Origin of the sequence: Rhodococcus rhodochrous, from assembly GCF_900187265.1 — a bacterium.
Taxonomy (GTDB): domain Bacteria; phylum Actinomycetota; class Actinomycetes; order Mycobacteriales; family Mycobacteriaceae; genus Rhodococcus; species Rhodococcus rhodochrous.
This window is the reverse complement of the sequence record NZ_LT906450.1, coordinates 671,834-691,111: the sequence shown is the minus strand read 5'-3', so window position 1 is coordinate 691,111 and position 19,278 is coordinate 671,834. Positions and strand designations below refer to the sequence as shown.

The 19,278-nt window shown below is 68.8% G+C and carries 20 protein-coding genes; 11 read left to right on the top strand and 9 right to left on the bottom strand.

All coding sequences use genetic code 11. The features are described from left to right. Positions 1–69 precede the first annotated feature (69 nt). The 3 genes from CKW34_RS03215 to CKW34_RS03205 all read left to right on the top strand — a co-directional run bounded on the left by CKW34_RS03215 (position 70) and on the right by CKW34_RS03205 (position 2,458). A complete protein-coding gene (locus CKW34_RS03215) occupies positions 70–1,233 on the top strand; it encodes a steroid 3-ketoacyl-CoA thiolase (RefSeq protein WP_059382502.1) in 1,164 nt (387 codons plus the stop codon). Position 1,234: 1 nt separating this feature from the next. Further along, positions 1,235–1,708, top strand: a complete 474-nt coding sequence (locus CKW34_RS03210) for a nitroreductase family deazaflavin-dependent oxidoreductase (RefSeq protein WP_059382503.1) — start codon at positions 1,235–1,237, stop codon at positions 1,706–1,708. 90 nt (positions 1,709–1,798) lie between these two features. Continuing rightward, positions 1,799–2,458, top strand: a complete 660-nt coding sequence (locus CKW34_RS03205) for a GNAT family N-acetyltransferase (protein ID WP_059382504.1) — start codon at positions 1,799–1,801, stop codon at positions 2,456–2,458. A 55-nt stretch (positions 2,459–2,513) separates the two neighbouring features. On the opposite strand, the gene CKW34_RS03200 is transcribed toward CKW34_RS03205, so the two are convergent. Next, the gene (locus tag CKW34_RS03200) at positions 2,514–3,428 is read right to left on the bottom strand and encodes an SDR family oxidoreductase (RefSeq protein WP_059382505.1); all 915 of its coding nucleotides are present in this window, start codon (positions 3,426–3,428) and stop codon (positions 2,514–2,516) included. Further along, complete coding sequence (locus tag CKW34_RS03195) at positions 3,425–4,201, bottom strand: SDR family oxidoreductase (RefSeq protein WP_059382506.1); 777 nt, start codon at positions 4,199–4,201, stop codon at positions 3,425–3,427. Before CKW34_RS03195 ends, CKW34_RS03200 begins: the two co-directional genes overlap by 4 nt. Before the next feature lie 189 nt (positions 4,202–4,390). Here CKW34_RS03195 and CKW34_RS03190 point away from each other — a divergent pair, with 189 nt between their 5' ends. Genes CKW34_RS03190 through CKW34_RS03165 form a run of 6 tightly spaced genes read left to right on the top strand, consistent with a single transcriptional unit; the run spans position 4,391 to position 9,359 of the window. Next, positions 4,391–4,945 carry an FAS1-like dehydratase domain-containing protein gene (locus tag CKW34_RS03190; RefSeq protein WP_059382507.1) on the top strand — a complete coding sequence of 185 codons (555 nt, stop codon included), beginning with the start codon at positions 4,391–4,393 and terminating at the stop codon, positions 4,943–4,945. Then, the gene (locus CKW34_RS03185; RefSeq protein WP_059382508.1) at positions 4,942–5,349 is read left to right on the top strand and encodes a Zn-ribbon domain-containing OB-fold protein; all 408 of its coding nucleotides are present in this window, start codon (positions 4,942–4,944) and stop codon (positions 5,347–5,349) included. Before CKW34_RS03190 ends, CKW34_RS03185 begins: the two co-directional genes overlap by 4 nt. After that, positions 5,346–5,756 (top strand): hotdog family protein, encoded by a 411-nt coding sequence (locus CKW34_RS03180; protein ID WP_059382509.1) that lies wholly within the window; start codon positions 5,346–5,348, stop codon positions 5,754–5,756. The genes CKW34_RS03185 and CKW34_RS03180 overlap by 4 nt, the downstream gene beginning before the upstream one ends. Continuing rightward, positions 5,753–6,937 (top strand): lipid-transfer protein, encoded by a 1,185-nt coding sequence (locus CKW34_RS03175; protein WP_059382510.1) that lies wholly within the window; start codon positions 5,753–5,755, stop codon positions 6,935–6,937. Before CKW34_RS03180 ends, CKW34_RS03175 begins: the two co-directional genes overlap by 4 nt. A 39-nt stretch (positions 6,938–6,976) precedes the next feature. Further along, the gene (locus CKW34_RS03170; protein ID WP_059382511.1) at positions 6,977–8,227 is read left to right on the top strand and encodes an acyl-CoA dehydrogenase family protein; all 1,251 of its coding nucleotides are present in this window, start codon (positions 6,977–6,979) and stop codon (positions 8,225–8,227) included. 1 nt (position 8,228) lies between these two features. Next, positions 8,229–9,359, top strand: coding sequence for an acyl-CoA dehydrogenase family protein (locus CKW34_RS03165; RefSeq protein WP_059382512.1), 1,131 nt, complete (start codon positions 8,229–8,231; stop codon positions 9,357–9,359). Positions 9,360–9,428: 69 nt separating this feature from the next. Here the strand turns inward: CKW34_RS03165 and CKW34_RS03160 are convergent, their stop codons facing one another. Next, positions 9,429–10,034 carry a TetR family transcriptional regulator gene (locus CKW34_RS03160; protein WP_059382513.1) on the bottom strand — a complete coding sequence of 202 codons (606 nt, stop codon included), beginning with the start codon at positions 10,032–10,034 and terminating at the stop codon, positions 9,429–9,431. Positions 10,035–10,281: 247 nt separating this feature from the next. On the opposite strand from CKW34_RS03160, the gene CKW34_RS03150 reads away from it, so the two are divergent. Beyond that, positions 10,282–10,797: a flavin reductase family protein gene (locus CKW34_RS03150; protein ID WP_059382514.1), complete on the top strand. Its 516-nt coding sequence runs from the start codon at positions 10,282–10,284 to the stop codon at positions 10,795–10,797. A gap of 50 nt (positions 10,798–10,847) precedes the next feature. Here CKW34_RS03150 and CKW34_RS03145 read toward each other — a convergent pair whose 3' ends face one another. The 6 genes from CKW34_RS03145 to CKW34_RS03120 form a co-directional block, all read right to left on the bottom strand. After that, a complete protein-coding gene (locus CKW34_RS03145) occupies positions 10,848–12,314 on the bottom strand; it encodes an FAD-dependent oxidoreductase (RefSeq protein WP_059382515.1) in 1,467 nt (488 codons plus the stop codon). 154 nt (positions 12,315–12,468) lie between these two features. Then, on the bottom strand, positions 12,469–13,638 hold the full coding sequence (hsaA, locus tag CKW34_RS03140; RefSeq protein ID WP_059382516.1) for a 3-hydroxy-9,10-secoandrosta-1,3,5(10)-triene-9,17-dione monooxygenase oxygenase subunit: 1,170 nt from the start codon (positions 13,636–13,638) through the stop codon (positions 12,469–12,471). A gap of 13 nt (positions 13,639–13,651) precedes the next feature. Continuing rightward, positions 13,652–14,575, bottom strand: a complete 924-nt coding sequence (locus CKW34_RS03135; protein WP_059382517.1) for a VOC family protein — start codon at positions 14,573–14,575, stop codon at positions 13,652–13,654. Between the two features lie 51 nt (positions 14,576–14,626). Continuing rightward, complete coding sequence (locus CKW34_RS03130) at positions 14,627–15,805, bottom strand: acyl-CoA dehydrogenase family protein (protein ID WP_059382518.1); 1,179 nt, start codon at positions 15,803–15,805, stop codon at positions 14,627–14,629. 192 nt (positions 15,806–15,997) lie between these two features. Further along, positions 15,998–16,864, bottom strand: coding sequence for an alpha/beta fold hydrolase (locus CKW34_RS03125; protein WP_059382519.1), 867 nt, complete (start codon positions 16,862–16,864; stop codon positions 15,998–16,000). Between the two features lie 117 nt (positions 16,865–16,981). Beyond that, complete coding sequence (locus CKW34_RS03120; RefSeq protein ID WP_059382520.1) at positions 16,982–17,875, bottom strand: IclR family transcriptional regulator; 894 nt, start codon at positions 17,873–17,875, stop codon at positions 16,982–16,984. Between the two features lie 245 nt (positions 17,876–18,120). On the opposite strand from CKW34_RS03120, the gene CKW34_RS03115 reads away from it, so the two are divergent. Continuing rightward, complete coding sequence (locus tag CKW34_RS03115; RefSeq protein WP_059382521.1) at positions 18,121–19,266, top strand: oxidoreductase; 1,146 nt, start codon at positions 18,121–18,123, stop codon at positions 19,264–19,266. Positions 19,267–19,278: the final 12 nt, after the last annotated feature.

Genomic DNA, 19,278 nt, shown 5'->3' with positions numbered 1-19,278 from the left:
ATCAAGTTCTGTTGCCTCTCGGAGAAACCTGTTCTATTTTGCGAAGAACGTAGGAGAAAGGAGCCCGAAGTGGGCACACCAGTCATCGTCGAGGCCGCACGGACCCCGATCGGCAAGCGGGGTGGATGGCTCGCGGGCCTGCACGCTGCCGAGATCCTGGGCGCCGTCCAGGCCGGACTCGTCGAACGCGCCGGCATCGACGCCGAGCTCGTCGAACAGGTCATCGGTGGCTGCGTCACCCAGGCGGGCGCCCAGTCCAACAACATCACCCGCACCGCGTGGCTCAACGCGGGCCTGCCCTGGCAGGTCGGCGCGACCACCATCGACGCCCAGTGCGGATCGGCGCAGCAGGCCAACCACCTCATCGCAGGCCTCATCGCCACCGGCGCCATCGACGTGGGCATCGCGTGCGGCATCGAGGCGATGACCCAGGTGCCCCTCGGCGCCAACGTCGGCGACCAGGCCGGCTCGCGCCGGCCGGAGTCGTGGAACATCGACATGCCCAACCAGTTCGAGGCCGCCGAGCGTATCGCGCGGCGCCGCGGCATCACCCGCGAGGACGTCGACGCGCTCGGCGTGCGCTCGCAGCAGCTCGCGAAGCAGGCCTGGGACGAGAGCCGGTTCGACCGCGAGGTGCTGCCGGTCGTCGCCCCCGTCGTCGACAAGGAGGGCAACCGCACCGGCGAGAAGGCGACCGTCACCCGCGACCAAGGTCTGCGCGAGACGTCGGCCGAGTCGCTGGCGAAGCTGAAGCCCGTGCTCGAGGGCGGCATCCACACCGCCGGCACCTCGTCGCAGATCTCCGACGGAGCCGCCGCCGTGCTGCTCATGGACTCCGACCGCGCGAAGGCACTCGGATTGAAGCCGCGGGCACGGATCGTCGCGCAGGCACTCGTCGGCGCCGAACCCGAGTTCCACCTCGACGGCCCCGTCCAGGCCACCGCGAAGGTTCTCGAGAAGGCCGGCATGAGCATCGGCGATCTCGACCTGTTCGAGGTCAACGAGGCCTTTGCGTCGGTACTGCTGTCCTGGGCCCAGGTGCACGGACCGGACATGGACAAGGTCAACGTCAACGGCGGTGCCATCGCGCTCGGCCATCCCGTCGGTTCCACGGGCTCGCGCCTGATCACCACCGCGCTGCACGAACTCGAGCGCCGCGACGCGTCGACCGCGCTGATCTCGATGTGCGCCGGCGGCGCGCTGGCGACGGGCACCATCATCGAGCGCATCTGACATGGGCACCGAAACGGCACCGAAGGGCCTCGATTCGAAGGCCACGGTCTCGATCATCAAGTGGATGTCGCGGTTCAACGTCGCGGCGTACCGGGCGACCGGCGGTCGCATCGGCGGGAAGTGGCGTGTGGGAAGCGCCTTCCCGTGGGGCATCCCGGTGTGCCTGGTGACCACGATCGGGAGGAAGACCGGGCAGCCGCGGACGGCCCCGCTGTTGTTCCTCGAGGACGGCGACAAGGTGGTCCTGGTCGCCTCCCAGGGCGGACTGCCCAAGCACCCCTTGTGGTTCCGCAACATCCAGGCGAACCCGGAGGTCACGGTGCAGATCAAGTCGCGCATCCGGACCATGCGGGCGCGGGTCGCGAGCGACGAGGAACGAGCGGCCTACTGGCCGCGCCTGACGGCGATGTACCCGGACTTCGACAACTACCAGTCGTGGACCGACCGTGTGATTCCCGTCGTCGTGTGCGAGTGAGCATCCCGGTCGGCACGGCTCGCCGGGACGGTCCCGTGCGGGAATACTGAGTCTCGTACGTCCAGGTTCTCGACGAAGGGATGTCGCACGATGGCAACCACGAATCACGACAAGGTACTCGACCGGCGGGAGATCGCGGCCGCGCTGCTCCGAGCGCTCGAACAACGCCACGAGGTGCTCGACGTGATCGTCGAGAGCAGGGATCGGGGCGACGCGGTCGCGAAGCTCGCCTCTCTGCTCGACACCGACGAGTTCTGCGCGGAGGCCGTGCTGAACCTTCCCTTCCGCCGCCTGACCCAGGCGGAGCGGAAGAAGATCCGTGAAGAACTCGACGATCTCGATGCGGTGCTGCAGTGGACGACGGCAGCGCGTCCGTACGCGACCGGCGCGCATTTCCGGTTGCGGCCCATCTCGCACAGTGCGGCCGACACCGCGCTGTTCAAGCAGCGCTGCGCCGACCAGCTGGGCGACGACAGCGACGAGCGGGTCGAATCCGAGCGGCAACGCGGCAGCGAGCTGATGGACGACGAGTCCGGGATGTGGCTTGTGGCCGAAGATCTTTCGGGTGACGAGCCGAAGGCAATCGGCTTCGCGTTCGGTGAGCTGACCGGCAACGAGGTCGACGTGCGGATCTGGGTGCATCCCGAGTTCCGCAAGCAGGGTTACGGCACCGCCACGCTCAAGCAGGCGCGCTCCGAACTCGCCGCCTACTTCCCCGGCTCCACCCTCATCATCCGCACGCCCGCCTAGATCGGCTGCCCGTGCGCGTTTCCGGTGGCGACCACCGGAAACGCGCACGAGGACATCACGCTCCGTAGACCGGCGTCGGCGGCTGCGACGCTGCGATCAGCTTCTCGACGACGGGACCGAGTTCCTTCGGATCCCAGCGGTCGCCCTTGTCGATCGCCTCACCGTGGCGCCATCCGTCGGCCAGCGACACCTTGCCACCTTCGGCCTCGAACACGCGCCCGGTCACGTCCTTCGCTTCGGCACTGCCGAGCCATACGACGAGCGGCGAGACGTTCTCCGGCGCCATGGCGTCGAAACCCTCTTCGGGCGCGGCCATCATCTCGGCCATCGCGCCACCGGCACCGACGGTCATGCGGGTGCGCGCCGAGGGCGCGATCGCGTTGACGGTCACCCCGTAGCGGCCGAATTCGGCTGCGGCCTGGATCGTGAGCGTCGCGATGCCGGCCTTGGCGGCGGCGTAGTTGCCCTGACCGATGCTGCCCATCAGTCCGGCACCCGAGCTGGTGTTGATGATGCGGGCGTCGACGGGGTTGCCGGCCTTGGACTCGGCGCGCCAGTAGCTCATGGCGTGGCGCATCGGCGCGAAATGCCCCTTGAGGTGCACGCGGATGACGGCGTCCCACTCCTCCTCGCTCATGTTGGCGAGCATGCGGTCGCGCAGGAATCCGGCGTTGTTGACGAGCACGTCGAGCCGGCCGAAGTTGTCGAGGGCGGTCTTGACGAGGTTCTCGGCGCCGGCCCAGTCGGCGACGTCGTCGCCGTTGACGACGGCCTCTCCCCCGGCCGCGCGGATCTCCTCGACGACCAGCTCGCCGGGCGACTCACCGGTGGCCGTGCCGTCGCTGCCGACACCGATGTCGTTGACGACGACCTTCGCGCCTTCCGCGGCGAATGCCAGGGCATGGGCGCGACCGAGGCCGCGTCCGGCGCCGGTCACGATGACCACGCGCCCGTCCATCAGTCCACTCACTTCGTCTCCTTCGTTCGGGCCGCTGCCATGTAGGCAGGGCGTTCGCCGCCGCCGTGGACGGTCAATGTCGATCCGCTGACGTAGGCCGCCAGCGGGGAGGCCAGGAAGGCCGCGCAGTTGCCGATGTCGTCCGGGGTCGCCAGACGTCCGAGCGGGACGGTCTCGCCCACGGCGGCCACTCCTTCCTCGTCGCCGTAGAACAGATGGGACTGTTCGGTGTCGACCAGGCCGACCACCACCGAGTTCACCCGCACCTTCGGCGCCCATTCGACGGCGAGTGAACTTGCGAGACTGTCGATTCCGGCCTTCGCGGCTCCGTAGGCGGCGGTACCGGGCGACGGGCGCGACCCGCTCACGCTCGAGATGTTGACGATCGAACCGCCGGTCTCCTGCTTCTGCATCACCGCGTTCGCCGCCTGCGCGACCAGCAGCGGCGCGAGCAGGTTCAGTTCGACGATCTTGGCGTGGAACTTCGGGCTCGCGTCGGCCGCGAGGGCGTAGGGCGAACCACCGGCGTTGTTCACCACCGCGTCCAGGCGACCGTGCCGGGCGACGATGCCGTCGACCAGCTCCGCGACCTTCTCCGGATCACGGACGTCGCAGGGCAGGAACTCGGTGGTGCGCCCGTCCACCGTGATCGGCTGCTCGGGTTCGTTCCGCGCACAGGTCACCACCGTGGCGCCGGCACGCAGGAAGACCCTGCTGATCCCGGCACCCACGCCGCGTACGCCACCGGTGACGAGCACGACCGCGCCGTCGAGTCCCAGATCCATTCGCACCTCCGCGTCTCGGGCAGCGCGCGTGCTGCCTCTTCCTTCACTCCGACAACTTACCAAGCAATCGCTTGGTTCGGTACCGCCCTCCGCCCGCTCCTGCTGAGTGGGAACCGGCAGTTGACGTCCGCGGCCCCGCCTTAGCGTGGCGAAGCGATCAGGTTCGGACACAGAGAGCGATCGGGAACCATGCAGACCGTCGAACAGGACTACGAGCAGTACATCGGCCGGGTGGCCGAACCACCACGGGTGGCCAGATACACCGTGAACGAGGCCATGATCCGGAACTGGGCCGAGGCCCACGACGACGTCAACCCCGTCTACGTCGACGACGCCGCCGCCCGCAGCACCGGCCGGCCCTCGATCGTGTGTCCCCCGGCGATGATCTCCACCTGGGTCATGGCCGGCTACCGGCGCTGGCGCGAGGTGCAGCGCAAACGTCACGAGGGTGTCGTCGAGGACTTCGCGTACTCGCGCATGCTCGCCGACCTCGACCGCGAGGGTTTCACCTCCGTCGTCGCCACGAACGTCGAACAGGAATACCACCGCGAACTCGTTCCCGGTGACCACGTCACCGCCCACTTCCTCATCGAATCGGTGTCTCCGGTCAAGCGGACCGGCCTCGGCAGGGGCCGCTTCTTCACGCTCTACAAGCGCTACGAGGACCGGAACGGCGAGCTCGTCGCCGAGGAACGCTTCCGGATGCTCCGCTTCGACCCGACCACCACCGAGGAGTCCGAATGACCGCCGTCCCCCGGCTCACCATCACCCAGGACAACCAGTTCTGGTTCGACGCCGTCCGTGAGGGCCGACTCGAGATCCAGCAGTGCAGCAACTGCGGCACTCTGCGCCATCCTCCCGGCCCGGCCTGCCCCGCGTGCCGCTCATTCGAGTGGAAGAGCGTCGAATCCTCGCGGCGCGGAACGCTTCACAGCTGGACGATCATCCACCACCCGCAGGATCCCGCCTTCGAGTATCCGCTCGCCGTCGGGCTGATCGACCTCGACGAAGGAATCCGCATCGTCGCCGACATCGCGGGGGTCGACCACGACACCCTCGAGATCGGCATGGAACTCGAGGTGGGATTCTCCGAGCACGCGCACGGTGAGATCCTGCCCCAGCTGCGCAAGCCCGGAGGAGACGCATGAACCTCGCCGAATGCACTGTCGGACAGGAACTTCCCGAACTCGTCCTGCCGATCGATCGCACGACCATCGTGGCCACCGCGATCGCGTCGCAGGATTTCGAGGACGTGCACCACGACCCGGACGCCGCACTCGGGCGGGGCACACCGGACGTCTTCATGAGCATCAACGCCACCAACGGTTTCGTCGACCGCTACATCACCGACTGGACCGGACCCACCGCGCGCATCCGGAAGGTCTCGCTGCGCCTGGGCGTTCCCGCCTTCCCCGGCGATCCGATGGTCATGACCGGTGAGATCACCGCCGTCAAGGACACCACCGTGACGGTGAAGGTCCAGGGGCGCAACAGCCGAGGTGTCCACGTCTCCGCCGATGTCGTGGTCGAGCCGTACGGGAAGGGAATCCGATGAGCGTGCGAGGTTTCTCGGGAACCGCAGCGATCGCCGGGATCGGGGCCACCGAGTTCTCCAAGAACTCCGGTCGCAGCGAATGGCAGCTCGCGTGTGAGGCGGTGCTCGCCTCACTCGCCGACGCGCAGATCGGTGTCGAGGAGGTGGACGGCTTCGCCCTGTTCACCATGGAGACCAACCCCGAGATCGCGGTCGCGCGCGCACTCGGTATCCCCGAGCTGAAGTTCTTCAGCCGCATCCCGCACGGCGGTGGCGGCGCGTGCGCCCCCGTCCAGCAGGCCGCACTGGCGGTCTCGTCGGGCGTCGCCGACGTCGTGGTCGTCTACCGCGCCTTCAACGAGCGCTCCGGTCACCGCTTCGGTGCCGGCCCGCCGCCGTTCGCCTACAACTCGAGCACCGACCAGGAATACCGGAACTGGATCAACCCCTACGGTCTGCTCACCCCCGCCCAGCAGGAGGCCTTCCTGGCCCGCACCTACATGCACAAGTACGGCGCCACGAGCGCCGACTTCGGGCGCGTCTCGGTGCTCTCGCGCAAGCACGCGGCCACCAACCCGAAGGCCTGGTTCTACGAGCGACCCATCACCCTCGACGACCATCAGAACTCCCGGATGCTCGCCGACCCCCTCCGCCTGCTCGACTGCTGCCAGGAGAGCGACGGCGGCCAGGCACTGGTCATCGTGAGTACCGAACGGGCACGCGACCTTCCGCATCCCCCGGCCGTCATCACCGCCGCCGCCCAGGGCGTCGGACCGCAGCAGATCTCGATGAGCAGCTACTACCGCGACGACATCGACGTGATGCCCGAGGTTGAACTGGTCGCCCGGCAGATGTGGGGTCAGGCCGGTTTCGGCCCCGAGGGCATCGACGCCGCGATCCTGTACGACGCGTTCACCCCCATGGTGCTGCTCCAGCTCGAGGAGTACGGCTTCTGCGGTCGTGGTGAGGCCAAGGACTTCGTCGCCGACGGCAACCTCGAGGTCGACGGCCGCCTGCCGGTCAACACCCACGGCGGGCAGCTCGGCGAAGGCTACATCCACGGCGTCAACGGCATCGCCGAAGGCGTCCGGCTCATCCGCGGCACCTCCGTGAACCAGCCGGCGAAGACACTCGACAACGTGCTCGTCACGGGCGGATCGCCGGTGCCGCACAGCGCGATCGTCCTCTCGGCCGACCGTTAGGCCCGCAACCCGGGCCCCGACCACCTCTCAGGAGACCACATGCATCCCGAGCTGTCCGACACGTCACGGCGGCTGCGCACCGAACTGCGGGAGTACTTCGCCCGCATCATCGACGACGACGATCGACGCGCCCTGGTCGATCAGACCGAGGGTGGACCGGTCTTCGACAAGATCTACCGGCAGATGGGCGCCGACGGCTGGCTCGGCCTGGGGTGGCCCGAGGAGTACGGCGGACGCGGGGAGGATCCCGAGGCGCTCTACGTCTTCTACGACGAGACGATCCGCGCCGGCGCGCCGGTCTCGCTGGTCACACTCAACACCGTCGCCCCGGCACTGATGAAGTACGGCACGCAGGAACAGAAGGACTTCTTCCTGCCCAAGATCCTCACCGGTGAACTGAAGTTCGCGATCGGATACACCGAGCCCGGCGCCGGCACCGACCTCGCCGCGCTGCAGACCAGGGCGCGTGTCGAGGGCGACGAACTCGTCATCGACGGCAACAAGCTGTTCACGAGCGCCGCGATCTTCGCCGACTGGGTCTGGCTCGCCGTCCGCACCGATCCGGATGCACCGCGCCACAAGGGGATCTCGGTCGTACTCGTGCCGACCTCCTCACCGGGCTTCTCCGCCACCGAGATCCGGACCGTCGGCGGCATCAGCACCGCCGTGACCTACTACGAGGACATCCGCGTTCCCCTGAGCAACGTGGTCGGCGAGCTCAACCAGGGCTGGACCCTGATCACCAGCCAGCTCAACCACGAGCGCGTCGCGCTCGCCGCGCGCGGCGGCATCGCCAACCAGATGTACGACGAGGTCCTCGCGTGGGCGAAGAACGAGCCGTTCGGTCCCGGTGTGCTGTTCGACGTCCCGTGGGTGCGCGCGACGCTCGCCGAGGTCTACGCGCTGCTGTCGGCGACCGACCTCGTCAACCTGCGCCTGGTGTCGGACATCGCGGCGAACACGCTCGACGGCGGCGATTCGGCCGCCGCGAAGGTCTTCGGCACCGAGGGCGTGGTCGCGGCCTACGGCATGTTGCAGGAGGTGCTCGGTGCTCGCGGCCTGCTGCGTCCCGGCAGCCACGGCGCGGTGATCGAGGGCCGGGTCGAGGCTCTCGCCCGGCGCGCCCAGAACAACACCTTCGGCGGTGGCAGCAACGAGGTGATGCGCGAGATCGTCGCCGCCCGGACCCTCGGGATGACACTCGGCGCCCGTAGGCGCCCCGGTGTCGCAGACGCCCCTACGAGCCCCGACGCTGCCGCAACGAAGACACCCGCCGAGACGAGGAGCTGACATGGAATTCGAACTCGACGACGATCTGATCGCGGTCGAAGACCTCGCCTCGCAGGTCTTCGGCTCTCTCGCCGCAGTCGAACGGGTCGTGGAGGTGGAGCGCACCGAGGGCGGTTTCGACGCCACCCTGTGGAAGGCCCTCGCCGACTCCGGGCTGCTCGGACTCGCCCTGCCCGAATCCGCCGGTGGCGCCGGCATGGGGATGCTGGGGCTGACGACGATCCTGCAGCAGCAAGGCCGTCGCGTCGCCCCCGTCCCCGTGTGGTCGGCCGTCGCCGGCGCCGCTCTCCCGCTCGCCCACTTCGGTTCGAGCACCCAGACCGCCCGGTTCCTGCCGGGGCTCCTCGACGGTTCCGTCGTCCTGACCGGCGCGTTCGACGACACCCCCGGGGCGAGCCCCACCGTCACCGCCATCCGCAAGGGCGACGACCTCGTCATCAGCGGGGAGATTCCGTCCGTGCCGTGGGCGCCCGCCATCGCGGGAGTGGTCGTCCCCGTCCGGTGCGACGACGACTCGGTCGCCGTCGTCATCGCCCCCGTGGATGCGACCGGCGTCGAGGCCACCCCGGTGGAGGTGACCGGTCGCGGCGCCGAAGCGGCCGTGCGGTTCACCGACGCGCACATCGGAGCCGAGGACGTCCTGCCCGGCGACGGGGAGCAGATCGCGGCCTGGACCCGGCGTCGTATCCGCGTCGCCCTGGCCGCCGTGGCGCTCGGCGTGTGCGAAGAGACGCTGCGGGCGACGGCGAAGTACACCTCCGAGCGCGTGCAGTTCGGCCGGCCGCTGTCGACCAACCAGGCGGTCGCGTTGCGCGCAGCCGACGCCTACCTCGACACCGAGGCGATCCGCCTCACGATGCGCAGGGCCGCATGGCTGCTCGACGTCGGACGCGAGGACGAAGCCGAGTCCGCCGCGCTGGTCGCGAAGTGGTGGGCGTCGCGCGGGAGTGTGCGGGTCGGTCTGACCGGCCAGCACCTGCACGGCGGTATCGGCGCCGACATCGACTACCCCATCCACCGCTACTTCCTGTGGGGACGGCAGCTGGCGTTCACCTTCGGCGGCGCCGACGCGACGGCGGCCACCCTCGGGGACGTCCTGGACACCGCACCCCCGATCGGTGCGGCCGGATAGCCTTCTCGCACCGACGACGTGAGTCCTTCTCCGCAGACCGCGCAGGGGGACTCGCGTCGTTTCGGGTCCCTACTCGGACAGGTGCGCGAGCAGCAGGTCGCAGCTGCTCCGCACATCGGCCTCGGTCTCTTCGAGGGTCGCGCCGCCGTTGAGATAGGTCACCAACAGTCCGGACCACAACATCGACAACAGCCGCACGGCGTTGCGATCCTCCTCGGTCGGCTCGTCGAGGCCTGCCTTCTCGAACAGGATCCGGTGGAACGTCCGCCTCACCTCGACGGAGTCCGGCACCACCGATGCCGGGGCGGTGCTGTTGGACAGCAACATCGCGGAGGCCAGGCGCGGACGGTCGACGAACCGGCGGGTCATCTCGACGAGTGTCTCGGTGATCGCCTCGCGCGCGCTCGTTCCCGGCTTCCTCTCGGGCAGCCGGTCGGCGCCGAGTTCGAGCCGGTGGAGCAGCAACGCCACGAACAGGTGCGTCTTCGACGGAAAGTATCGGTACAGGGTGCCGATCGCGACCCCGGCGTTCTTCGCCACCTCGGTCATCTGCACACGGGCCAGTTCGTGCTCGGACCCCAGCTGCGCTGCGGCCTCGAGGATCCGCACGTGTCGTCGCCGTTGTTCGACCGAGGTCGGCTCGGCTCCGTCCCGTGCCTTACCGATTCTGGGCACCGGTTCCCCTTTCCGCGATGACGACCCGTCGATTCTGCACCGAACCGCCCGGCAGATTGTCGCATCGCAGCTCACCCACGGTCCCGAACGGTGGGAGCACGGGCACCGGACGTCGTGCGGGGACGGCATCGGATCCGAGCGTCCACTGAGCGAGAAGCCGGCCCGTCCCGACCTTCGCCGGTCATAACGTCGGAGTCGGAGAAGGACGGTCGGACTCGACCTCCACGATCGAATCGGAGTGAGCCACATGCAGACCCGGATACCGACCCGCGACATCGGTTACGACATCGAGCTGCCCGGCGCCGACGAGATGCGACGCGCCATGGGACGGTTCGCGAGCGGCGTCACCGTCGTGACCGGTCTCGACGAGGACGGACCCACAGGCTTCGCGTGCCAGTCGTTCGCGTCGGTCTCGCTCGAGCCGCCCCTCGTGTTGTTCTGCGCGGATCACCGCGGTCGCGCGTGGCCGCGGATCCGCCGCGCCGGCCGGTGCACCGTCAACGTGCTCGGTGCCGGCCAGAGCGATCTGTGCGCGCGTTTCGGATCGAGCCGCGGTTCGAAGTTCGACGGTCTCGACTGGGAACTGTCCCGCTGGGGCACTCCGTCGCTGCCGGATGTCCTGCTGCGGGTGCACGCCTCGGTGGAGGACGTGCACGTCGCGGGTGATCACGATGTCGTCATCGGCCGGGTCGCGGAACTCGAGTGCCTCGCCGACGACGGTCCGATGGTGTTCTACCGCGGCGGGTTCGATCTCGGCCGCTGACGGGGAAGGTGTGTGTGCGGTGGACGGGCACCGCACACACACCCCGTCGTCTACGAGGCAGCGGCGCGGATGCCGGCCCGCCGCCCGAAGAAGCTCCCGTCACCGAGGGAGATGCCGCTGCAATACCCCCACGCCGACAGGCCCGACGTGCAGCGACCCGCGGCGTACAGACCGGGGATCGGCTCCCCGTCGACATGCAGGACCTCCGAATCGATCGAGGTCTGCAGTCCGCCCAGGGTGAAACCGCCGGTCATGCTCCGCAGGTCGATCGCCGCGATCGGGGACCCGATCGGCCGCACCCACTCGGGCTTCTTCCCGAGGACCGGATCCGTCCCCTGCTCGGCATGTTTGTTGTACAGCTCCACCGTCGCGGTCAGGGCGCCCTCGGGCAGTCCCATCTCGGATTCGAGTTCGGCGACCGTCTCACACACCCAGGTGGGCCGGTGACGCAACTGCGGACTCGAACTCGGCGCCGCCATCCCCTTCTCGTAGGCCTGCTCGTCGAGGACGAGGAACGCCTGGTTGTCGTTCTGGTACATGGTGAGCTGACCGACGCGGCCCGGATAGGTGTCCTCGGCGACGTAACGCTGACCGCGACCGTTGACGAGGATGCCGCGTGCGATCAGCTGGGGGTCGCAGAAGAAGGCGACCTCGCACGCGTCCATGTGTGCCAGACGCGCACCCAGCGCCTGTGCCATGAGGATGCCGCGACCGTCGTGCTCCTCGACCGTGGCGGCGGGACGCTGGTACAGCCGAGGCGCGTAGGCCTGCATCATCTCGTCGTTGTAGGCGAACGATCCGGTGGCCAGGACCACGCCGCGACGCGCCCTCACCGCGAGGGTGTCGCCGAAACGCTGGGCGACGATCCCGACGACCCTTCCGGTGTCGTCGACGACGAGACGCTGGACGCGGACGTCGGATTCGACGCGCACGCCGAGGTCGGCGGCCTTGGCGATGAGGGTGGTCATGAGCACGTGGCCGGCGCCCTGATCGCCGGTGCGCGGCATCGGCACCCGGGCGAGGTGACCGCGCGGCGCGGGGTCGACGAGCGAGGAGAAGGGGGCAGCGTTCTCGCCGCCGCTGTACATCAGCGAGTCGTCCTCCGGGCACTCCCAGCCGGGCTGCGACCAGAACCCTTCCTTGTAGGGCACCCCGCACGATTCGAGCCAATCGAAGTGGTCGACGCTGCCCTCGCAGTAGACGTCGAGCTTGGCCTCGTCGACGCCCGGACCGAGAGCCGCGGCGAGGAAGGTCTTCATGTTCTCGGGGGTGTCGTCGAATCCGCAGGCCTTCTGCAGTCGCGTGCCACCGCCGAGGTAGACGATGCCGCCCGACAACGCCGCCGCTCCCCCACCGCCCCCGGTACGTTCGAGCACCAGCACGTCCGCGCCGCTCTCGGCGGCACCGATGGCGGCGGAGACACCGGCGATGCCGAAACCTGCTATGACGACGTTGGATTCGAGATCCCACGTCTCGATGTCGTGGACGGAGATCGGGCGGACCGGTGAGGCGCTCATGGAGGCATTCCTTCCGAACGGGAACGGTGACGGTGCGTTCCCGCGGACGCTATGCGCCACCGCGGCACGGCGATACGATTCGTCCCGATGACCGGAACATGCCCTGCCGACACCGGTTCGCGCGTGCGAAGGACGGCCGGAGTCCGGTACGGGGTCAGATCAGATTGTCCTCGACCGGGAGACCGAACGCGTCCCGCCCGTACAGCGCATAGGCCCGTTCCGGTTCGTTCGCGACGTGGACGCTGCCGGCATGCGCGTCGCGCCACGCCCGTTCGACGACACCACCGAGGAACAACGACGTCCCGCCTGCGGTCCTGAACAGCAGGTCGATCGCCTCGACCGCACGCTCGGTGGCGCGCACCTGATCCCGCCGGGTGCGCAGTCGCAGCTGCATCGGGATCTGCCTGCCCGCCTTCGCCAGCTCCCACAGTTCACGGATGTTGCGGTCGAGTTGCAGTGTCGCGGCGTCGATGTCCGACGCGACGCGCCCCACGGCGACCTGCGCGAAGGGATCGTCGACGAACCGTCCCCCACCGAGGCTCAGCCGCACCCGCTCGCGCATCGAGGACAGATACTCGTCGTAACAGCCCGCGACGACTCCGACGACGGGGACGGCGACGCTCGTGGTGAACAACGCGGCGAACGGAAGGCGGTAGAGCGGACCGGTGTTCACCTTCCGGCCCGGTCCGCGTAGTTGCGACGTCTCGTAGTTGCTCTTCACCCGGTGGTCGGGCACGAAGACGTCGTCGACGACGATCTCGTCGCTGCTCGTCCCGCGCATCCCCACGACGTTCCAGACGTCACGGATCGTGTAGTCGCTGCGGGGCACGAGCACCGTGACGAAATCGACCGGCCTGCCCTCCGATCCGACCACCACGGCGCCGAGCAACGCCCAGGACGCGAACCGGCAACCGGACGAGAACATCCACGTCCCCGACAACCGGTATCCGTCGTCGACGGGGATCAGACGGCCCACCGGGGCGTACGCCGACGAGACGAGCGTCGAATCGTCCTCACCCCAGACCTCGCGCTGCGCCCGATCGTGGAACAGGGCCAGGTGCCAGGGGTGGACGCCGACGACGGACGCGATCCACCCCGTCGAACCGCAGGCCGCCGAGATCGTCCGCACGACCTCGAAGAAGCGTGCAGGTTCGGTCTCGAACCCGCCGTACCGGCGTGGCTGCAGCATGCGGAACACACCGGCGGCGACGAGTTCACGGACCGTCCCGTCGGGGACGCGGCCGAGTCTGTCGGTCTCCGCTGCGCGAGCGGCGATTCCGGGGATCAGGTCTCGGACCGCATCCAGGACGTCGTCGGCGGTCATCGGACGGACGGGGTCAGCCTGCCGGCGGCGAGAACGCCGCGAGGGGCTCGGAACCCGACCAGTCGTGGCCCCAGTAGCTGTCGGCCGTGATCTCCTCCGCGGTGTAGAAGGTCTCGTCGACGAGCATGCCCTCGGTACCGAACTCGATGTCCCATCCGCCGGGAGCACGGACGTAGAAGGAGACCATCTTGTCGTTGGTGTGCCGGCCCAGGGTCGACGAGATCGAGAAGCCGAGCTTGTTCACCCGGTCCAGGGCCTGACCGACCGCGTCGAGCGTCTCGACTTCGAGCATCAGGTGCACGAGACCCGGTTCGGCGGTGGGCGGCGCCGGGCACAACGCGAGGCTGTGGTGGCGGCGGTTGACGCCCAGGAAGCGCACGCGCCGCACGGGCGGCGGTGCCGACAGGCCACCGAGCCGCGTCGCTCCGCGCGGCAGGAAACCGAGTGCCTCGGTGTAGAACTCGTACGACTCCCCGAACGCTGCGGTGGGCAGGACGACGTGGCCGAGCCCTTCCTCACCGGTGTGGAAGACACCGGCGAACGGCGTCACGACCGGGCTGTGGTCGAGCACCGGACCGAAGAAGACCTCGGTGCGGGTGCCGCCCGGATCGTCGAATGCGATGACCTGCTCGGCGTCGCGATAGGTCGACTCCTCCTCGGAGAGGACCTCGACGGCGATGCCGGCCTTCTCGACCGCTTCGCGCACTCGACGCAGCGCGAACTCGTCGCGCACCTCCCAGCCCACGGCGAGCGCATTGTCGACCTCACCGGGCAACACGATCAGGCGTGCCCGCCGTTCGTCGACACGCAGGTACAGGCCGTCGGGTTCCGGCCCGGTACCGATCGCCATGCCGAGTCCGTCGACGACGAGTTCGCGCCACCGTGCGATGTCTGTGGTCTGGATCCTGAGATAACCCAGTCCGCGAATGTCCGTCATAACCGAATGTCCGTCATATCCGAATGTTCCTTCGCCGTAATGGATGTGAAGTCAGATCATCGACCGCATCATGCCCTGCGGCTCTTCGCCGAGCTGGGTGAGCGTCGCGGCGTGGAAGATCGAACCGGGGACGTGGATGGCGTGGCTCAGACCGGCGTGCGCGTCGCGCCAGAAGCGCTGCAGCGGATTGCTCAGCTGCAACGCGCCGCCGCCGGCCCGCGAGAAGATCTCGTCGACGGCGCGCACGGCCCGCCATGCCGCGGCGACCTGGGTCCGGCGTCCGATCGCGCGCTGCTCGAAGGTGACCTCGATGCCCCGCTCGGTCAGATCCCAGAAGCGGTCGACGGTTTCGAGCAGGGCGGCGCGCGAGGCAGCGATCTCCGCCGCTGCGTCGCCGAGGTTCGACAGCACGTACGGATCCTGCTTGATCGCGGTGCCGGACACCGTGACCCGCTCGCGCTGGGACTCGATGTAGCAGTTCAGCGCACCCTCGGCGATGCCGATGAGCGACGAGGTGATGCCGAGCGGGAAGATGCACGAGAAGGGGAACTTGTAGAGCGTCTCGTCGCGTCCGGCGTCCTGCCACGCCACCCCGCCCATGACGCGCTCGGCGCGCAGCGTCCGGTACTCGGGGAGGAAGGCGTTCTCGACGACGAGATCCTTCGAACCGGTGCCGCGCAGGCCGACGACGTTCCAGCTGTCGTGGTCGATCCGGTAGTCCGATCGCGGCAGCAGCACGTGCAGGCTCTGCGGCGGGCTCAGGCGGTTGCCGTCCTTGTCGCCCACGGCCGCGCCGATCATCACCCAGTCGCAGTGGTCGGTGCCCGACGAGAACGACCAGCGGCCGTTGAGGATGTATCCGCCGTCGACGGGGGTCGCGACACCCATCGGTGCGTACGGGGATGCGATCCAGGTGTCGGGGTTCTCGCCCCACACCTCCTCCTGGGCCTTCGGGTCGAAGAAGGCCATCTCCCACGGGTGGACACCGACGATGCCGCTGACCCAGCCGGTCGCACCGTCCATGGCGCCGATGGCCATGGCGGTCTCCGCGAACTCGCGCGGGTGCGCCTCGAGGCCCCCGAATTCCTTCGGTTGCAGGAGGCGGATGACGCCGGCGTCGCGGAGCCTCTTCGCGCTGCGGTCGGTCAGCCGCATCAGGGTGTCGCCTTCGGCACCGTCCGCGCGGATCTCGTCTGCGAACTCCGAAACGGAGTCGAGCACCTGTCCCATGATCTCTCCAGCTCTGTGAGGGTGACGCCCCGATACGACGTGGTGAGCGTCGGTTCCGTTGACGCCTACGGTCTCAGGTGAACCGCACTTGCATCGTCGTTTTTCCACTGAGCGGGAGCGGTCGGTGTGGCTGAGCGGGAGCGGTCGGTGTGGCTGAGCGGGAGCAGATTACGAGTCCGCGCGGACGGTTGGCTACGCGTCGTCGCGGCGAAGGAACGCGAGCACCGCCGACAGCCACGCCTCGCGTGCTTCGATCATCGCCCAGTGGCCGCAGTTCGGGAACACGTGGAGTTCGCCGTGGCGCAGTTCGCGCATGGGAAGCATCCCCATGTCGACGGGGCTGACGCGGTCGTCGCGACCCCAGGTCAGCAGCACCGGCGCGGTGATCTTGTGGAGCTGCGCCCAGTACGGGGTGGCGTCGGAGGCGGCAGCGGCCTTCGCACCCGCGGCGAAGGCGGCGGTGCTGTACATGCGTCTGGCGATCTCGAGGGTCTTCGGTTCGGTGGCCAGCGCCCACCGCTCCTCGATGAGTTCCTCGGTGACGATCGCGGGGTCGTAGACCATCGACCGCAGCCAGCGGACGAGCTTGTCGCGCGTGGGATCGTCCGTGAACTCCATGAGCAGCCGGATGCCCTCGCCCGGCGACGGCGCGAAGACCGACCGGCCGGCGCCTCCGATGGTGACGAGCTTCTTCACCCGGTCGGGCTGTGCGATCGCGAACTGCGTCCCGACGATGCCGCCCATCGAGTTCCCGATGATCGACACGCGGTCGAGGCCGAGTCCGTCGAGGAAGTCGGTCACCGCGACCGATGCCATCGCCATCGGGTGCCCTTCGCACGGGTCGCTCACACCGAAGCCGGGGAACTCCAGGACGAGGCACCGGTAGTGCTCGGCAAGATCGGCGAGCACACCGCGGTAGTTCCGCCAGCCGGTGACGCCCGGCCCGGAGCCGTGGAGCAGCAGGAGGGGTTCACCCTCACCGGCTTCGTGGTAGCGGAGGGTGCCGCGGTCGGTCGCGAGTTCTCTCGCCGTGTTCTCGAAAGTCCATTCCGTCGTCATGAGGTCGAGGTTTCCAGTGATTCACCTCACGCGACCCGGACACTCCCGATCACCGGGAAGGTTCCTCCGCCGACGGCCCGGACGTGGTGCCGTCGGACCTGCCTGCGGATCCGTCCGTCAGATCCAGCCGTGGGACTGTGTGGCGAGCATCTGCTCCATGACCTGCGGCGACCACGACGCTGCGGACGTGCGTGCGGCGCGATTGCGTCGGGGGGTGTCGAGTTCGGGATAGAGCGCGCGCGAGATCGTGCGGACCGCATCGGCGACCAGCGGTGCTATGCGTTCGAGGTGGCCGGGGCGGGTGGGACCGCACAGGGAGATCGCGGCGACCGGCGATGCAGGGCTGCGGATCGCGGCGCCGACGCACGACATGCCGGCGGTGGCCTCGCCGGTTTCGAAGGCCAGTCCGTGTCGACGGCGGATGCGGTTGAGTTCGAGGTGCAGGGTCGACAGGTCGGTGATGGTCCGCTCGGTGCGGGGCGGCAGGTTCGGTCCGCCGTAGAGGACGTCGACCTGCTCCGGTTCGAGGCCGGCGAGCAGCGCCTTGCCGCCGGCGGTGGCGTAGGCGGGTGAGCGTCCGCCGACCCGGGACGGCAGCGCCGCGGCGAGCTGACCGCCGATCTTGTCGAGGTAGACGCAGTCGCCTCCGTCGAGGACGGACAGGTGGGCGACCATGCCGGTGGTCATGTGCAGTTCGTGGAGGTGCGGCGCCGCGGCCTCACGGATGCGGATGTGCCCGTTGTCGCCGTCCCCCATGGCCTTCGCGCGACGTCCGAGGCAGTAGCCGAAGGACGCGTGGTCGATCCAGTCGAGTCGCACCATCTGGTCGAGGATGCGGTGGACGGTCGAGCGCGGGAGCTGGGTCCGGCACGCGACCTCCTCGAGGGTGAGTCGCGAGGAGAGGTCGTCGAAGGCGTCGAGGATCAGGGTCATCCGCTCGACCATCGACGCGGGCAGTTCGCGCTTCGGCGCTCGGGGCGCCTGCTCATGATGCGACTCGGACATCGTCACCCTTTCTCCGGATTACCGATCACCCACGACCGCGGCAAAACTGAAATTCATTCTTGTGGGTACCGGCGAGAGTACTCGGAGAGTGACCTGTTGCACAATTCCCGCCGGGTGGACCCGTGTCGGCCGGAAGATCTCACTCAGCAGGAGACGCCCGGTCCCTCCGTCCGGCCGTGGGTACAACATCGGATGCGGATCGAATCCGCCCGCCCCCGTCACCCGAACGAGCCGAAAGAGTCGAGACCACGATGCCGGATACCGAGTCCCCCCTCTTCCGCCCCCTGACGGTCCGTTCCCTCGAACTCCGCAACCGCATCGTGATGTCGCCGATGACCCGCTCGCACTCGCCGGGCGGCGTGCCCGGCCCGGACGTCGTGGAGTACTACCGGCGCCGCGCCGCGGGGGGCACGGGTCTGATCGTCACCGAGGGTGTCGCCATCGACCACCCTACGGCGGTCGACAACCCGCGCGTGCCCCACATGTACGGCGAGGAGGCGCTCGAAGGGTGGAGCCGCGTCGTCGACGCGATCCACGCCGAGGGTGGACGCATCGTTCCTCAGCTGTGGCACGTCGGTCCGCTCTGGGGCGCGATGACCGCCGACGTCGACCCGTCGCTCACGCCCATGCGTCCCTCGGGTGTCTGGGGCGAGCCCGGCGTGACGTCCTACGGCGAGGAGTACGTCGCACGGGCGTCCGAGCCCACCCGGGCGATGACGACCGAGGACATCGAACAGGTGATCGCGGCCTACGCCGATGCGGCCGCATCCGCGGCCCGGGTCGGTTTCGACGGCATCGCACTGCACGGCGGGCACGGCTACCTGCTCGACTCGTTCCTCTGGGAGGGAACGAATCTCCGCGACGACGAATGGGGCGGCGACCTCGAGCGTCGCACCCGATTCCCCGCAGCGGTGGTCGCGGCCATCCGCGCGCGCATCGGCGACGACCTGCCGATCTTCTACCGGTTCTCCCAGCACAAGCAGCAGAACTACGATGCGCGGATCGCCCGCACCCCGGACGAACTGAAGGCCGTCCTCACGCCGCTGGCGGAAGCGGGTGTCGACGTGTTCGACGCGAGCATCCGCCGCTTCGACATGCCGGCATTCGAAGGCAGCGATCTCACTCTCGCGGGCTGGGCGAAGAAGGTCACCGGCGCACTGTCGATGGCGGTGGGCAGCGTGGGTATCGGAACGACGCTGCGGGAGAGCCGGTTGCTGGGCAGCGCACCCGTGCGGAACAACGTTCCCGAACTCGAACGACGACTGGGCGCCGACGAGTTCGACCTCATCGCCATCGGCCGGTTGCACCTGGCCGACCCCTCGCTCGCGAGCACTCTGCGTGCCGGCGCGGACCTTCCGGAGTTCGATCGTGCGGTGCACGAGGCCGCCCTGACCTGAGGGTCCGAAACC

Excerpts from the sequence above, each read along its gene's own strand:
- CKW34_RS03210 (WP_059382503.1), top strand. The coding sequence starts at position 1,235 with ATGGGCACCGAAACGGCACCGAAGGGCCTCGATTCGAAGGCCACGGTC.
- CKW34_RS03205 (WP_059382504.1), top strand. The coding sequence starts at position 1,799 with ATGGCAACCACGAATCACGACAAGGTACTCGACCGGCGGGAGATCGCG.
- CKW34_RS03195 (WP_059382506.1), bottom strand. The coding sequence starts at position 4,201 with ATGGATCTGGGACTCGACGGCGCGGTCGTGCTCGTCACCGGTGGCGTA.
- CKW34_RS03190 (WP_059382507.1), top strand. The coding sequence starts at position 4,391 with ATGCAGACCGTCGAACAGGACTACGAGCAGTACATCGGCCGGGTGGCC.
- CKW34_RS03185 (WP_059382508.1), top strand. The coding sequence starts at position 4,942 with ATGACCGCCGTCCCCCGGCTCACCATCACCCAGGACAACCAGTTCTGG.
- CKW34_RS03180 (WP_059382509.1), top strand. The coding sequence starts at position 5,346 with ATGAACCTCGCCGAATGCACTGTCGGACAGGAACTTCCCGAACTCGTC.
- CKW34_RS03175 (WP_059382510.1), top strand. The coding sequence starts at position 5,753 with ATGAGCGTGCGAGGTTTCTCGGGAACCGCAGCGATCGCCGGGATCGGG.
- CKW34_RS03170 (WP_059382511.1), top strand. The coding sequence starts at position 6,977 with ATGCATCCCGAGCTGTCCGACACGTCACGGCGGCTGCGCACCGAACTG.
- CKW34_RS03165 (WP_059382512.1), top strand. The coding sequence starts at position 8,229 with ATGGAATTCGAACTCGACGACGATCTGATCGCGGTCGAAGACCTCGCC.
- CKW34_RS03150 (WP_059382514.1), top strand. The coding sequence starts at position 10,282 with ATGCAGACCCGGATACCGACCCGCGACATCGGTTACGACATCGAGCTG.
- CKW34_RS03145 (WP_059382515.1), bottom strand. The coding sequence starts at position 12,314 with ATGAGCGCCTCACCGGTCCGCCCGATCTCCGTCCACGACATCGAGACG.
- hsaA (WP_059382516.1), bottom strand. The coding sequence starts at position 13,638 with ATGACCGCCGACGACGTCCTGGATGCGGTCCGAGACCTGATCCCCGGA.
- CKW34_RS03135 (WP_059382517.1), bottom strand. The coding sequence starts at position 14,575 with ATGACGGACATTCGCGGACTGGGTTATCTCAGGATCCAGACCACAGAC.
- CKW34_RS03130 (WP_059382518.1), bottom strand. The coding sequence starts at position 15,805 with ATGGGACAGGTGCTCGACTCCGTTTCGGAGTTCGCAGACGAGATCCGC.
- CKW34_RS03125 (WP_059382519.1), bottom strand. The coding sequence starts at position 16,864 with ATGACGACGGAATGGACTTTCGAGAACACGGCGAGAGAACTCGCGACC.
- CKW34_RS03115 (WP_059382521.1), top strand. The coding sequence starts at position 18,121 with ATGCCGGATACCGAGTCCCCCCTCTTCCGCCCCCTGACGGTCCGTTCC.